Consider the following 13,205-nt stretch of genomic DNA (forward strand, 5'->3'; position numbering starts at 1 on the left):
GTGGGAGACAAGAGGAGACTATCTCCTCTTGTCTTCGTACGTCACACGCGACACACCACGAAGGGCTCTCATGCGGATCGGCATCATCGGAGCGGGCAACATCGGGACGATCCTCGCCCGGCGGCTGGCCCGCGTCGGCCACGACGTCTCGATCGCGAACTCCCGCGCGCCCGAGACCGTCCCAGCAGCAGCTCTGAGCTCGGGAGCCCGGGCTGTGTGGGCGGCCGACGCGACCGCGGGCGCGGACGTGGTGATCGTCTCGGTCAACCTCGGGCAGATCCCCACCGTGGCCGACCTCGTGGCGAAGGCACCGTCGGGGGCGGTCATCTTGGACACCTCGAACTACTTCCCGCGCCGCGACGGGGTCATCGAGGGCCTGGGCGCCGGGCAGAACGAGAGCGCGTGGGTGCAGGCGCAGTACCGGCGCCCGCTCGTCAAGGTGTGGAACACCATCACCACCGCGTCGTTCGCCGACAAGGCCACGCCGGCGGGCACCCCAGGGCGCATCGGCCTGCCGGTGGCGGCCGACGACGACGCGCAGCGCAAGATCGGGATGGAGCTCGTGGAGCAGACCGGGTTCGACGCGTTCGACGCCGGCGTGATCGCGGAGTCCTGGCGCCAGCAGCCGGGCACCCCGGCATACACGACGGACCTGACCGCCGAGCAGCTGCCCGCAGCCCTCGCGGCGGCCGACGCGGCCCGCGCGGCCCGCCGGCGCGACCTGATGATGGAGATCCTCATCGAGCGGGCCGAGCCCGACGGCACCTTGCCCGGCTCGGACTTCCAGCTCGCCCTCAACCGGCTGCTCTTCTGAGACGCGGGGACGTGCGCACGATGAACGAGACGAAGGCGGTCGTGGGATGAAGCGGTGGCAGGCAGCGGAGTTCGGAGAGGTCGAGCAGGTGCTCCGGCTGGAGGAGGTGCCCGTACCCACGCCGGGCCCGGGGGAGGCGTTGGTCCGGGTGCTCGCGGCGAGCCTCGCGCTGCCCGACCTGATGATGCTCCGCGGTGAGTACCCGCTGGTCCCGGCACCGCCCGTCACCCCCGGGCAGGAGGTCGTCGGCATCGTCGAGCAGGCCGCCGACGGCTTCCCCTACGCGCCCGGGACGCAGATCGTCGGCGGCGCCCTGACCGGCGGCCTGGCCGAGTACACGCTCGTTCCTGGCTGGAGCGCGATGCCCGTCATGGACGGGCTCAGCATCCAGCAGGCCGTGGGGTTCGTCGGGTCGTTCCACGTCGCGCACATCGGCCTGCACCACCGCGCCCACCTGCGGGCAGGGGAGGTGCTGCTGGTCGTCGGTGGGGCCGGCCGCACCGGCTCCGCCGCGATCCAGGTCGGCAAGGCACTCGGGGCGACCGTCATCGCGACCGCCCGCACGCAGTCGAAGGCGCGGTTCTGCGAGGAGCAGGGCGCGGACCTCGTCGTCGATCTCGCCGACCCCACCACGGCCGCCGCCATCGCAGAGCTGACCGGCGGGCGCGGCGTCGACGTCGTCTACGACACCGTCGGCGGGGACGCGTACACCCAGGCGACCACGGTCCTCGCTCGCTCGGGCGCGCGCGTCCTGATCGTGGGGTTCGCGAGCGGGACGCCGGCCCGCCCCGACGGGCAGGACCTGCTGTCCCGGGACTACGCCGTCATCGGCACCCTGTCCTCCTTCCGCAACGACGCCGAACGAACCGACACCCTCGAGGCTCTCGCCGCCATGGTGGCCACCGGCCAGATCGACCCGCCTGTGAACGCCGTGCACGCGTTCGCGGACGTCCCCGAGGCACTGGCCCGACGTGCCGCAGACGCCTCCGGCCAGACCGTGGTGACCCTGACCCAGCCCGCCCGCGCGCAGGCATCCGCGTAGCCCACGACACTGGAGGCCGCTCGCAGGCGTGCGCGGCGATCGTCGTGCTCCGGCCAGACCAGGGCCTCCAGCCCGCTGCACGCGTCGACGTCGAACACGTCGACCGGCGCGAGGTCTGGGCACGGGTCGTGCGACCGCGGCCGATCAGGCGCTCGGCGGCTCGATGAGGTCCCAGGCGCCGCCGTACGGGTCCTCGAAGACCGCCACCGTGCCGTACGGCTCCCGACGGGGCTCCTCCCGGAAGCGCACCCCATGCCGGACCATCCGCTCGTGCTGAGCTGCGAAGTCGTCGGTCTCCAGGAAGAACGCGACGTCGGCGCCGGCCTGTCGCCCGACCGGTGCGTCGTCGGGAGCCAGCGCGAGGACGAGCCCCGTCCCGCCGTCGGGTGGTCCGACCACGACGCGTCGCCACCCGCCGTCGAACGTCTCGTCCTGACGCACGGTGAATCCGAGCGCGTCGACGAAGAACGCCAGCGCCTCGGCGTGGTCTCGGACGAGGTACGTCACGTCGCGCAGTCGGATCATCGCGCGAGCCTACGGGGATGGGGGGGACCGGCACCCGGTGGGCACTCCTGCAGGCAGCAGGACGCGCCCCCGGAGTCTTCCGATCGCGAGCACCGTGCGTCACGCTCGACCCGTCTCGACGCCCGTGCGACCACCGCTCGGCCGGTGGGCCGCGGATCCGTCGCCGGGCCGGTTCCAGCCGCCGCCCGTAGCGTGTCCACGTGCTCCCCGTCGACGGTGCCGCTTCGGTCTTCCTGGCCCTCGGACTGGCCACCCTGGCCGCGGCGGTCCTGCCACGGCTGCTGCACCGTGCGCCGATCTCGATGCCGACCGTCTTCCTCGGCATGGGTGCACTCGGCTTCTGGCTCCTCCCGCAGCTGCCGGACCCGAGCCCGATCGAGCACCCGGAGATCGCGCTCCACCTGACCGAGGTCTGCGTGATCGTGTCCTTGATGGGCGCCGGACTCGCCATCAACCGTCCGTTCGCGTGGCGGACGTGGGGCACCACGTGGCGTCTGCTCGGCATCACCATGCCGTTGTCGATGGTCGCCGTCGGGGTGCTGGGCTGGGCCGCGCTCGGTCTGGGTGCGGCGAGCGCGATCCTGCTCGCCGCGGCGCTCGCCCCGACCGACCCGGTGCTGGCGACCGAGGTGCAGGTGAGCGAGCCGGTCGACGAGCCCGGGACGCAGGACGACGAGGCGCGCTTCGCGCTGACCTCCGAGGCCGGGCTCAACGACGGTCTGGCCTTCCCCTTCACGTACGCGGCGATCGCCGTGAGCATCGCGGGTCTGGCACCGGGGGGATGGCTGGGTCGTTGGGTCCTGGTCGACGTCGTGTGGCGGCTCGGCGTGGGGGTCGCCGTCGGGTACGTCGTGGGATGGCTGCTGGGGCGGCTGTTCTTCTCCTCCCTCGCAGAGCGGCTTCGGATGACCGAGCACACCCAGGGCTTCGTCGCGCTCGCCGCCACCTTCCTGGCGTACGGCGTGGCCGAGGTGGCGGAGGGGTACGGGTTCGTCGCGGTGTTCGTGTGCGCGGTCGCCCTGCGCGGAACCGAGCGCGAGCACCAGTACCACAAGGTGCTGCACGGCTTCGTCGAGCAGATCGAGCGACTCCTCACCGTGGCGGTCATCGTGCTCCTGGGAGGGGCGCTCGTGCGCGGCGTGTTCCCCGCGTTCGGCTGGGCCGAGGTGGGCCTCGTCCTGGTGTTCCTCCTGGTGGTGCGTCCCGTGACCGGTTTCGTGGCGCTCCGAGGGGGCCGCACGGGACCGCGCGAGCGGGCGGTCGTCGCGTTCTTCGGCGTGCGCGGCGTCGGATCCCTCTTCTACATCGCCTACGCCGCGCAGGAGGGTGGGTTCGCCGACGCCGACCGGCTCTGGGGGATCGTGGCCCTGGTCGTCGTCGGGTCGGTGCTGATCCACGGCGCGTCCGCCACGCCCGTCATGCGCGCGCTCGACCGCAGGCGTGACCGCCGGGCCCGCGTGGTGGGGGAGAACCCCGCCGAGACCCCGGTCTAGGTCTCCATCGTCGTCGCCGCGCGCCTCGACCCGGCGAGACCCGGCTCCGACGCACGGCGCACGCAGCCTCACCGCCGACGGGCTGTGGGCCGTCGACGTCTCCCGGTGCCCGGGCGCGGGCGGTGACCTGGGCGTCAAGGACGTCCTGTGCGGACTCTCCTGTCGTGGCGTCCCTGCGAGTGGTGCAGCCGCGGGACCCGTCGGTCGAGGCGTGACCGGCTGTCGTGCGTCGTCGTCGACAACGATGTCGACCCCGGTCGTCCGCGGTTAGGGTCGGTCGGCAGGACCGCCGCCGCTCCACGCCACCCCGGGGTCCTGCCGCCCGTGAAGGAGATGACGATGACGTCCGACCAGCTCACGTTCGACAACCCCGTCGAGCGCCACGCCCACATCAAGCCGCACGCGTCGTGGCAGCCGCTCCCCGGGCTCGACGCGGAGCTCGACCCGAAGGCCGACCACGGCGAGACGTCGTACCGCGGGACGGGTCGGCTGCCCGGACGCAAGGCGCTGATCACGGGCGGCGACTCGGGCATCGGTGCCGCAGTCGCGATCGCGTTCGCGCGCGAGGGCGCCGACGTGGCGCTCAGCTACCTCCCCGAGGAGCAGGTGGACGCCGAGGCGATCGCGGAGCACGTACGAGCCGCGGGCCGGACGTGCGTGCTGCTGCCGGGCGACATCCGCGACCGCGAGCTCTGCCGCACCATGGTCGCCGACGCCGTGGCCGGGCTCGGTGGGCTCGACATCCTCGTCAACAACGCGGCCCACCAGGTCTACCACCCGTCGTTCGACGAGCTCGACGAGGCCGACCTCGACCGCACCATCCAGACGAACCTGTACGCGATGTTCTGGATCACGCGCGACGCCCTGCCGCACCTCCCGCCGGGCGCCACGATCATCAACAGCACGTCCGTGCAGGGCTACAACCCGTCACCGATGATCATCAACTACGCGTCGACGAAGTTCGCGATCATCGGGTTCACCAAGGCCCTCGCGGCTGACCTCGCGCCGCGTGGCATTCGCGTGAACGCCGTCGCGCCCGGACCGGTGTGGACACCGCTGCAGGTCAGCGACGGGCAGCCGGCGGAGAAGCTCGACGGGTTCGGGGAGTCGTCGTGGCTCGGGCGGACGAGCCAGCCGGTCGAGCAGGCGCCCGCGTACGTGTTCCTCGCGTCGCCGGAGTCGAGCTTCGTGGTGGGCGAGGTCATCAACGTCAACGGCGGCGCGAACGTGCCCTGACGTCGGTGCGGGGCCACGGCGTTGCGCGGACGAGGTCGCCCGCCGGAGGTCGTGCCGGCGTCCGGTTGAGGAGATCCCGCGTGCGTCCTGCGCGGACCTCCGGAACCGGCCCGCGCGCGCTCTCGGGCCGGTAGCGTCTGGCCCGGGTCGGGGGGATCTGCGCGCGCGGCGCGCGGCGAGCCTGACCGTGCTGACGTGGGGGTACGCGCTGGTGAGAAGGCTCTGGAGGTCGCTCGGGGTCGCCGTGGTGCTGGCGGTCGTGGGACTGGGGGCGAGCGGGGCTCCGGCGTCTGCCGCCGACCCGGTCGCGGACGTGCGGGCGTTCGTCGAGGCGGGGTTCCACGGAACCAGCGCCGAGGAGTACCGGGCCTGGGTCGGGGTCCTCGCCGCGAGCACCGACGGTCCGGCGATGCCGCGCGCCGCCGCCGAGGCGCTCGCGGGCTCGGACGAGCAGGTGCGGGAGTTCGTCGACGGTGGTGCGTACCTGCGCGCCTGGTACGCCGACGAGCGTCTGCGTGTCGCGAGGGTGCTCGCGGCGCCGCACGGCCCCGCGGTCGAGGCGGGCGCGCAGGCGGCGCTCGCGGACAGCGACCCGAAGGCGCTGTCGCACTTCCTCTCCGTCGGCCTGCCGCAGGCGAAGGCCGCCGACGACCGCGTGGAGGTGGCGCGCGTGCTCGCCGCTCCCCACGGTCCTGCCGTGGAGGCCGCGGCGCAGGCGGCGCTCGCGAGCAACGACCCGCAGGTCGTGGCCGAGTTCCTGGCGACCGGGTTCGCGAACGCGCAGTACGCCGACGACCGGCTGATGGCCGCGACGATGCTGACCGGCGGCGCGAACAACAGCGGTCCGGCGCTCGACGCCGCCGCCCAGGCGGCGCTCGCGGGGACCCCCGCCGAGCTGCGGGAGTTCATCCTCAACGGGCAGCACGTGGCCCGCGCCATCGACGTGGCGGCGGTCCCGGCCGTTCCCGCACCGGCCGCCCCTGCACCGGCTGCTCCCGTGCCGGCTGCGCCCGCGGCTCCCGCTGCGGCCGCGACCGCGGTCAAGCAGCCGGTCCGGGCCGCCTCGCCCCGGGCCGCCTCGCCCCGGGCCGCGACGCCCACGCGTCCGGCCACCCGTGTGCTCGCCGCGACGGGGACGTCGCTGGAGGGTGCCGCGGTGGCTGCCGGCGCGCTCGTCGCGGGTGCGGGTCTCGTCGTCCTCGCGCGGCGGCGCGGTCAGGCCTTCTGACGGACACGGCGGAGCCCCGCCCTCGACCGGACCGGTCCGTGCGCGTGCTGGCGCGCGGGCCGGTCCGCGGCGTCCGGGGGCGGGGGAGAGGCGTCACGGGTCCAGCCCCGGGCGGCTCCAGGCCGAATGCGACGGCACGCTCGCCCCGATCAGGCCGACCTGGACCCGGCGCGACTGCTGGTCGTGGGGTCAGAGGTGGACGGTCTCGTTCTCCCCGCCGTCGTAGCGCTCACCGGTCAGCTTCGACTTCACGAGGCTGATCGCGGTCGTCAGCCGGTTGCCCGGTGCGTCCCAGTACTCGGCCGTCTCGCCGTGCACGACGAGCAGCACGAGACCCGGCGTCTCGGGGCCGTCGGGGTACCAGGCCTCCGCGACGGGGTTCCACAGCTCGCGCGCCTTGGCGACGTCGCGCACGACCTCCGCGGTGCCGGAGACCGACACCCACGAGGTGCTGTCGACGAACGCGGCGTTGACGGGGCTGCCGTGCGCGATCTCGTCGACCTTGTGGCTGTCGGCGTCGGCGAAGAACCACAGGTCGCCGCTGAACTCGGCCTCCTGGATCCCCATCGGGCGGCTGACGAGGCGCCCGTCGGCGGCGACGGTCGTGAGCATCGCGACCTTCGCGTCCCGGATGAGCTCGGTGACCTTCGCGATCTCGTCCTGTGCCATGGCCGTCCCCCTCGACGTGTCGACGCGTCGCACGACGCCCGGCCACGGTAGGTCGCCGCCTCGGCACCCGCACCCCGGCGTCGTCGGGCTACGAGCAGCGCAGCGCGTGCGACCGGCCGGGGTGCCCGCGTGGCCGTGCGGAAAAACGTGCGGGGCGCGTCGCGGCCGGAGGTAGCGTCCGGCACACCGTGCCGAGCCGAGGAGGTGAGCCCTGTGGACGCAGTGAGGACAGGGGCGCTCCCCGTGGTCATGGTCGGACGGACGGTCGTCCGGGAGCGCTGACACGCAGCACGCTCTCGAGAGGGACGACCATGCACATCACCTCGGAACGACTGCTCGACGACGGTGTCGTCGAGCGCGACCTCACCCTCGGTGGGACCACCGGCCTCCTGTGGACCGCCGGTGCCGCACCCGCCCCGCTGATCCTCGTGGGTCATCCGGGCGGGCTGCGCACGATGTACCCGCGCGTCGCGGGACGGGCCCGGTACTACGCCCGGGAGCACGGCTTCCACGCGGCCGCGCTCGAGCTGCCGGGCGCGGGCGACCGGCCGCCGCGACCCGGCGCCGACGAGGCCCGGGCGGACCTGCGCCGCGCGCTGGAGGCCCGGGAGCCCGTGGACGAGATCGTCGACCGGCTCGTCCTGCCGCTGGTGGACGAGGCGGTCCCCGAGGCGCGCGCGGCGCTCGACGAGCTGCTCGCGCTGCCCGAGATGGAGGGGCGCGTCGGGTGCGACGGCGGGGTCCTCGCGATCGGGCTGCGGCTGGCGCTCGTCGACCCGCGCGTGCGGGCGGCGGTGCTGTTCGCGGGGAGCTTCGTGCCGCGGCAGGTCGTCGAGGAGTGCCGTCGGCTCACCGTGCCGGTGCAGCTCCTGCTGCAGTGGGACGACGAGTGGAACGACCGGCAGGCGGCCCTCGACGTGTTCGACGCGATCGGCTCGGCGGAGAAGACGCTGCACGCCAACCTCGGCGGGCACACGGGGGTCCCCGCGTACGAGCTGGCGCAGGCGGGGGACTTCTTCGTGCGGCACCTGCGCTGACCCGCCCACCGCGGCACCCGCGCTGACGAGCGGACCGCGGTCGCTGCGCCGGCCCGCCCTCCGCGGCGCCCGTCCGGACCCTCGCGCTCAGCCGAGCCCGAGCGTCCGGACGGGCGGCTCGTCAGGCGCCCGGCGGGGCAGGGGCCGGCGGGGGTGCGACCTCGAAGAGGCACTCCGCGACCACCGGCAGGCCGCCGCGCAGCGAGACGGCCCCGAGGACCGACCGCGTGTGGATCCCGGCGTCCCCGAAGACGTCGACGAAGAGCTCCGAGAGCCCGTCGGCGGTCAGGTGGTGCTCCTCGTACTCCGCGGTCGCGTGCACGAACGCCTGGACGCGGACGACGCGCCGGACGGCGTCGAGCGAGCCGAGGAACTCCCGCACCGAGGCGAGGACCTCCAGCCCCACGGTGCGCGCGACGGCGGCGCCCTGCGCGGTGGTCAGGTCGCGCCCCAGCTTCCCGGCGGTGGCCGGGTCCGACGGACCCTTCCCGGCGACGAACAGCAGCGCCCCGACCTGCACGCAGCTCGTGTACGCGCCGCGCGGAGAGCTCGGTGCGGGCAGCACGATCCCGAGCTCGTCGAGTCGCCGCTCGGCGGACCACGTCACGGTGCGTCTCCCTTCGTCGTCCGTCGCGTCGACAACCAGTACCAGAGCCAGCCGGCGCCGACGAGCCCGAGGGTGCCGATCGACACCGCCGCCGCGCCGACGGACGCGAGGCCGACGATGCCGGCCACCGCCACCGGACCGGCGGACTGCCCGATGCCGGTGACGAGCCGCCACCCCGCGAGGAACGCCGGTCGGGCGCCCTCGGGCGCCGCGTCGACGCCCATCGTCATGACGGCCCCGGACGACAGTCCGTTGCCCAGGCCGAGCAGCACCCCGACGACGAGGGCCCACGGCAGCCCCGACCCGGCGGGCAGGACGAGCAGCGCGGTGCCCATGACGAGCATCGCCGGGACGACGGCCGCTCGGCGGCCGAACCGGTCCATCACGACGCCCGCCACGTAGAACAGGCAGAGGTCCACCGCGGAGGACACGGCGAACAGGAGGCTGACCTGGCTCTCGGTGATGCCCAGCTCGTGGCCCCACAGGGGGAGGAGCGCGTCCCGCGACGCGCGCACGAGCATGACGAGCGCGCCGCCCACCCCGAGCGTCAGGAAGGCCCGCCCGAACCCCCGCTGCCACAGGGTGAGACCGCTGCGGACGGTGTCGGCGTCGGGCTCGTCGGGCAGGCGGAAGACGCACGTCGCGACGGCCGCCGACGCCGACAGCGTCGCGGCCGTCGCCAGCGCCCACTCCATCGGCGCCACCGCGAGGATGCCGGCGGACACGAGCGCCCCGACGAGCGACCCGGCGCGGAACACGCCGCCGAGCACGGACATCGCCCGCCCGCGGACGTCGGGCCGGACCGCCGTGGCGAGGAACCCCTGCCGGGCCACCGCGACGACGGCACCGGCGAGACCCATGACGAAGGCGGCCGCGAGCATGGCCCCGGGTGACGGCACGGCGGCGATCACGACGATCCCGACCGTCTCGACGGCGAGGGCCAGCGCGAGCGACCAGCGGTCGCCGAGGCGCCAGATGACCACTGCGCTCGGCAGCGCGCCGACGAACCCGCCGACGCTGAGCATCGCGACGACGAGAGCCGCGTCGGCGGGCGCGGCGCCGCGGTCGATCGCGAGCAGGGCGAGGATCGGCGTGACGATCCCGAGGCTCGCCATCGCGAGCGCCGCCGGCAGGTAGACGGGCAGGACGAGGCGTCCCAGGCCCGTGGACCGGCGGGTGTCGTCCGTCAGGCTCGCCACCGGTGTCATCCGTCCACGGTCGCGGCGAACGGACGGCCCGACTCCGCGCAGAAGCGGGGCAGGACGTGCAGCGCGTCGCGCGCGTCGACGTCCCGCGGCTCGGTCGTCACCGCCGCGGCGTACCCGGCGCGGCGGACGGCCTGCACGACCGTGTCGGAGTGCCGCCCGAAGGGGTAGGCGAAGTGCTCCACCGGCACGCCGAGCTCGGTGCGCAGCCGGCGCCGGTTGCCGTCGATCTCGGCGGCGCACGCCTGCGGGTCGAGCGCCGGCAGGAACGGGTGGGACGTGGTGTGGCCGCCGATCGTCGTGAGCGGGTCACGGGCGATCTCGTGGAGCTGCTCCCAGGTCAGCCCGTAGTCGACCCACTCCTCCCGGTAGTCGCCCAGGATCTCGGTCGCGGTGTCCAGCCCTGCCTCCCAGATGATGCGGTTGACCTGCGTCGCCGCGTCCACGGGGTCGTGGCACTCGACGGTCCGGGGGCCGTCGGGGGTGCGCAGCCGCAGGGCGGCCCGGCTCCGCACGAGGTCCTCGACGACCAGGCTGACGTGCAGGAGCGTGCGGTCGGGGTAGCCGGTCGTGACGAACAGCGTGGCAGGGACGTCGAGCGCCCGCAGGACGGGCAGCGCGTGGTCGGCGAAGTCCCGGTAGCCGTCGTCGAACGTGACGGCGAGCCGGTGCCCGCCCGACCCGGACGTGTCGAGCAGCTCTGACAGCCCGACGATGCTCCAGCCCGCGGCTCGCGCGTCGTGCACGAACCGGCGGAGCTCCTCGGTGCCGAGCTCCTGCCGCGGGCGGGGCACGAGCCGTGCGTCGAGCTCCCGGTCGGGGACGACGCTGTGCAGCATGACGACGGCGCGCCGGGCGTCGCTCATGCTCCCGCCGCCTGCACGAGGAGGCCGTCGAGCAGCACGTCGACGCACCGCTCCGCGTCGAGGTACGCGCGCGCCCGGACACCCGGTGAGGGGACGTAGAAGTTGAAGTGGCGCGACCCCTCGGTGAGGGCGCCGAGGTACGCGACCTTCGTGGTGAGCGGCCCCGCCGGACCGATCGGGTGGAACCGCGAGTCGACGGCGATGCCGACCTCTCGCCCGCCGGCACGCCGCAGGACGACGTGGCCGGAGCGGACCCCGTCGGCCAGGAACGCCGGCAGGGTGTCCACGGTGGGCGCGGGCAGGTGGCCCGGGACGCAGTGGTCGGTGACCACGGTCGTCGGGGTGTGCAGGGACGTCGAGGTCACGACGGCACCGGCGCCTGCGGCCGTCACCGCCGGGGCGGGCCCGAGGTCGTGCCGCAGGACGCCCGCCTCCCGCAGAGCGAGCAGCTCGCGACCCCGCGACGCGGGCGGTCCGACGGTGAACCGGTAGAACAGCGGGAGGACGGACCGCAGGAACCAGGCGTGGCTCTCGGGCGTGAGCCGGTCGAAGTCGCACAGCCGGCGCACGTCGTCTCGCAGCAGCTTGAGGCTCTCGACGCCCCGCCGGCGGGCGGGCAGGGTCGGGTGGGCGCACTCGTCGACGTCGGCCGCGAGCGCGTCGTGGACGGCGGACCCGTACTGCTGCGCGGACGCGAACGTCGCGCGAGGTGCGTCGACCGCGGCGCTGAGGACCGCGGGCGACGCGGCGTGCTGGACGGCGCGGGTGCGGTCGGGCCACAGCTCGGCCTCGGCCATCTTCGCGAGGAGCGCGGGCAGGACCGTGGCCCGGAAGTCGACCGAGCGGCTGCCCTCCGGCGCGGCGGCGAGGGGCAGCGTCGCGTCCCACCCGGCGAGCGTGTCGAGCCGTGCCGCCGGTCGGCCCAGCGGGAAGAAGCCGCTGCGGGAGAACTGGTGGATGACGGGCTCGTCACCGCTGGGGCGGTACACGAGCCGCCCCGGTTCGCCGGCGGGCTCGAACCGCCCACCACGGCCGACGGTCAGGGAGACGACCGCGTCGATCGCCGTGAGCCCCATGCCCGCGACGACGACGGTCTCGCCGGGACCGGGCCGGACCTCCTGCGGCCGTGGTGCCGGGACGCCGACGGTCACGAAGGCGAAGTCGGCGCGGCGCCGCTCGCCGTCGGAGCAGGTCAGCTCGACGCCGTCGCGTCCCGGGTCGAGCCGCGTGACGTGCGTCCGCGCGTGGGTCACGCGGACGCGGTCGGGAAGGTCCGACGTGAGCGTGGTGCACGCCCAGCCCAGGTAGTCCCCGAGCCACGCCCGGGGCAGGTAGTCGTCCGGGCCCGGGCTGCGCGGGCCGTCGGGCTCGTCGACCCGGTAGCCCCGGGCGCGGACGAACTCCAGGAACGTGCGGGCGCGGGCCGGGCGAGGCCCCGGCCGGCCGAAGATGTCGACGTCCCCCGCCGGGGTGTTGAGGAGAAGGTGCTCGGGCGTCTGCGCGTAGAGCCCGCCGCCGGGGTCGGCCGCGGGGTCCACGACCGTGACCTCGAGCGGCGGCAGCGACGACCCGGTGCGGCGCCACCGCCCGAGCAGCGTGTCGAGGACGACGAGGCCCCAGGGCCCGCACCCCACGACCGCGACGCGCAGCGGCGTCACGTCGCCGCCAGGAGGTGGCGGTTGATGAAGGCGAGCTCGAGCGGCAGCTCCGCGACCATCCGCTGCACGTCCTGCTCGACGTACGCGCGCTGCGCGGGCGGGACGAGGGGGAGGTTGCGTCGGGCGATCTCCGCGACCCATCGCTGGTGCTGCTCGACCGCCGCGTTGGACAGCCCGTGCCCGTGGCGGCGGTAGACGAACCCGGGTGAGCCGGTGAACGCGAGGTCCACCGCGGCGCTCAGCCGGAGCTTGAGGTCCCAGTTCTCGTAGAACGACAGCGCGGGGTCGTGCCCCCCGACGGAGTCGTACACGCGCCGGCTGACGAGGAAGTTCTGCGGCACGAGGCAGGTGCGGGTGATCAGGCCGTCGAGGACCCGTCCCTCCCGGACCGGCCGGATGTCCCGGAACCGCGCCACGACGGTGCCCTCGCCGTCGGCGATGTGGACGTCGGAGAACGCGACGACCTCACGCCCGAGACGCGTGACGTAGTGGTCGCGCAGCTCGAGCTCCGCCTGCAGCTTGCCGTCGTCCTGGAGGAAGTCGTCGCTGTCGATGTAGTTGAGCAGGTCACCGGTCGACGCGGCGACGCCGTCGATCCGGGTCCGGGCGACGCCCAGGTTGGTGGGGTGGCGCACGACCCGGACCTCCCGGTGCTCGCGCTCGAGCGCGGCGAGCTCGTCGAGCGAGCCGTCGGTGGACGCGTCGTCCACGACGACGACCTCGTCCGGCGGGCGGGTCTGCGCGAGGAAGCTCTCGACGCAGCGGCGCACGAAGTCGCCGTTGTTGTAGTTCACGACGACGGTGGAGACCCGGGGCATCTGTCGC

At 74.5% G+C, this 13,205-nt stretch carries 13 protein-coding genes and 1 pseudogene; 6 read left to right on the forward strand and 8 right to left on the reverse strand.

All coding sequences use genetic code 11. The features are described from left to right. Nucleotides 1–70: 70 nt before the first annotated feature. Both CELF_RS00285 and CELF_RS00290 read left to right on the forward strand, forming a co-directional pair. Entirely contained in the window at nucleotides 71–814 is a 744-nt protein-coding gene (locus tag CELF_RS00285) for an NADPH-dependent F420 reductase (protein WP_013769236.1), read from the forward strand. A gap of 46 nt (nucleotides 815–860) precedes the next feature. Further along, complete coding sequence (locus tag CELF_RS00290; RefSeq protein ID WP_013769237.1) at nucleotides 861–1,856, forward strand: zinc-binding dehydrogenase; 996 nt, start codon at nucleotides 861–863, stop codon at nucleotides 1,854–1,856. Between the two features lie 11 nt (nucleotides 1,857–1,867). Here CELF_RS00290 and CELF_RS21320 read toward each other — a convergent pair. After that, a pseudogene (locus CELF_RS21320) lies at nucleotides 1,868–2,110 on the reverse strand (DUF2332 family protein); the annotation flags it as partial. After that, a complete protein-coding gene (locus CELF_RS00295; RefSeq protein WP_013769238.1) occupies nucleotides 2,001–2,381 on the reverse strand; it encodes a VOC family protein in 381 nt (126 codons plus the stop codon). The pseudogene CELF_RS21320 and the gene CELF_RS00295, both read right to left, overlap by 110 nt. A 200-nt stretch (nucleotides 2,382–2,581) precedes the next feature. Between CELF_RS00295 and CELF_RS00300 the strand changes: the two genes are divergently transcribed. From CELF_RS00300 to CELF_RS00310, 3 genes are all read left to right on the forward strand, one after another. Continuing rightward, nucleotides 2,582–3,874 (forward strand): cation:proton antiporter, encoded by a 1,293-nt coding sequence (locus CELF_RS00300; RefSeq protein WP_013769239.1) that lies wholly within the window; start codon nucleotides 2,582–2,584, stop codon nucleotides 3,872–3,874. Nucleotides 3,875–4,213: 339 nt separating this feature from the next. Then, complete coding sequence (locus CELF_RS00305; RefSeq protein ID WP_013769240.1) at nucleotides 4,214–5,110, forward strand: SDR family oxidoreductase; 897 nt, start codon at nucleotides 4,214–4,216, stop codon at nucleotides 5,108–5,110. 211 nt (nucleotides 5,111–5,321) lie between these two features. After that, nucleotides 5,322–6,338, forward strand: coding sequence for an ALF repeat-containing protein (locus CELF_RS00310; RefSeq protein WP_126297624.1), 1,017 nt, complete (start codon nucleotides 5,322–5,324; stop codon nucleotides 6,336–6,338). 189 nt (nucleotides 6,339–6,527) lie between these two features. Here CELF_RS00310 and CELF_RS00315 read toward each other — a convergent pair whose 3' ends face one another. After that, nucleotides 6,528–7,007, reverse strand: coding sequence for a pyridoxamine 5'-phosphate oxidase family protein (locus CELF_RS00315; RefSeq protein ID WP_013769242.1), 480 nt, complete (start codon nucleotides 7,005–7,007; stop codon nucleotides 6,528–6,530). A gap of 311 nt (nucleotides 7,008–7,318) precedes the next feature. On the opposite strand from CELF_RS00315, the gene CELF_RS00320 reads away from it, so the two are divergent. Beyond that, complete coding sequence (locus tag CELF_RS00320) at nucleotides 7,319–8,044, forward strand: dienelactone hydrolase family protein (RefSeq protein WP_013769243.1); 726 nt, start codon at nucleotides 7,319–7,321, stop codon at nucleotides 8,042–8,044. Between the two features lie 121 nt (nucleotides 8,045–8,165). On the opposite strand, the gene CELF_RS00325 is transcribed toward CELF_RS00320, so the two are convergent. From CELF_RS00325 to CELF_RS00345, 5 genes are read right to left on the reverse strand one after another with little or no spacing between them, the layout of a single operon-like run. Continuing rightward, complete coding sequence (locus tag CELF_RS00325; RefSeq protein WP_013769244.1) at nucleotides 8,166–8,651, reverse strand: RidA family protein; 486 nt, start codon at nucleotides 8,649–8,651, stop codon at nucleotides 8,166–8,168. Next, nucleotides 8,648–9,850 (reverse strand): MFS transporter, encoded by a 1,203-nt coding sequence (locus CELF_RS00330; protein WP_049791403.1) that lies wholly within the window; start codon nucleotides 9,848–9,850, stop codon nucleotides 8,648–8,650. The genes CELF_RS00325 and CELF_RS00330 overlap by 4 nt, the downstream gene beginning before the upstream one ends. A gap of 5 nt (nucleotides 9,851–9,855) precedes the next feature. Further along, on the reverse strand, nucleotides 9,856–10,722 hold the full coding sequence (locus tag CELF_RS00335; protein WP_013769246.1) for a polysaccharide deacetylase family protein: 867 nt from the start codon (nucleotides 10,720–10,722) through the stop codon (nucleotides 9,856–9,858). Then, complete coding sequence (locus CELF_RS00340) at nucleotides 10,719–12,380, reverse strand: FAD/NAD(P)-binding protein (RefSeq protein WP_013769247.1); 1,662 nt, start codon at nucleotides 12,378–12,380, stop codon at nucleotides 10,719–10,721. Before CELF_RS00340 ends, CELF_RS00335 begins: the two co-directional genes overlap by 4 nt. Next, complete coding sequence (locus tag CELF_RS00345; RefSeq protein ID WP_013769248.1) at nucleotides 12,377–13,198, reverse strand: glycosyltransferase family 2 protein; 822 nt, start codon at nucleotides 13,196–13,198, stop codon at nucleotides 12,377–12,379. Before CELF_RS00345 ends, CELF_RS00340 begins: the two co-directional genes overlap by 4 nt. Between the last annotated feature and the right edge of the window lie 7 nt (nucleotides 13,199–13,205).

The organism is Cellulomonas fimi ATCC 484 (assembly GCF_000212695.1).
In the GTDB taxonomy this organism is placed as follows: Bacteria; Actinomycetota; Actinomycetes; order Actinomycetales; family Cellulomonadaceae; genus Cellulomonas; species Cellulomonas fimi.

Bases quoted from the DNA above. Each gene is read 5' to 3' on its own strand.
- CELF_RS00345 (WP_013769248.1), bottom strand. From the start codon at position 13,198: ATGCCCCGGGTCTCCACCGTCGTCGTGAACTACAACAACGGCGACTTC.
- CELF_RS00290 (WP_013769237.1), top strand. From the start codon at position 861: ATGAAGCGGTGGCAGGCAGCGGAGTTCGGAGAGGTCGAGCAGGTGCTC.
- CELF_RS00305 (WP_013769240.1), top strand. From the start codon at position 4,214: ATGACGTCCGACCAGCTCACGTTCGACAACCCCGTCGAGCGCCACGCC.
- CELF_RS00285 (WP_013769236.1), top strand. From the start codon at position 71: ATGCGGATCGGCATCATCGGAGCGGGCAACATCGGGACGATCCTCGCC.
- CELF_RS00315 (WP_013769242.1), bottom strand. From the start codon at position 7,007: ATGGCACAGGACGAGATCGCGAAGGTCACCGAGCTCATCCGGGACGCG.
- CELF_RS00320 (WP_013769243.1), top strand. From the start codon at position 7,319: ATGCACATCACCTCGGAACGACTGCTCGACGACGGTGTCGTCGAGCGC.
- CELF_RS00335 (WP_013769246.1), bottom strand. From the start codon at position 10,722: ATGAGCGACGCCCGGCGCGCCGTCGTCATGCTGCACAGCGTCGTCCCC.
- CELF_RS00295 (WP_013769238.1), bottom strand. From the start codon at position 2,381: ATGATCCGACTGCGCGACGTGACGTACCTCGTCCGAGACCACGCCGAG.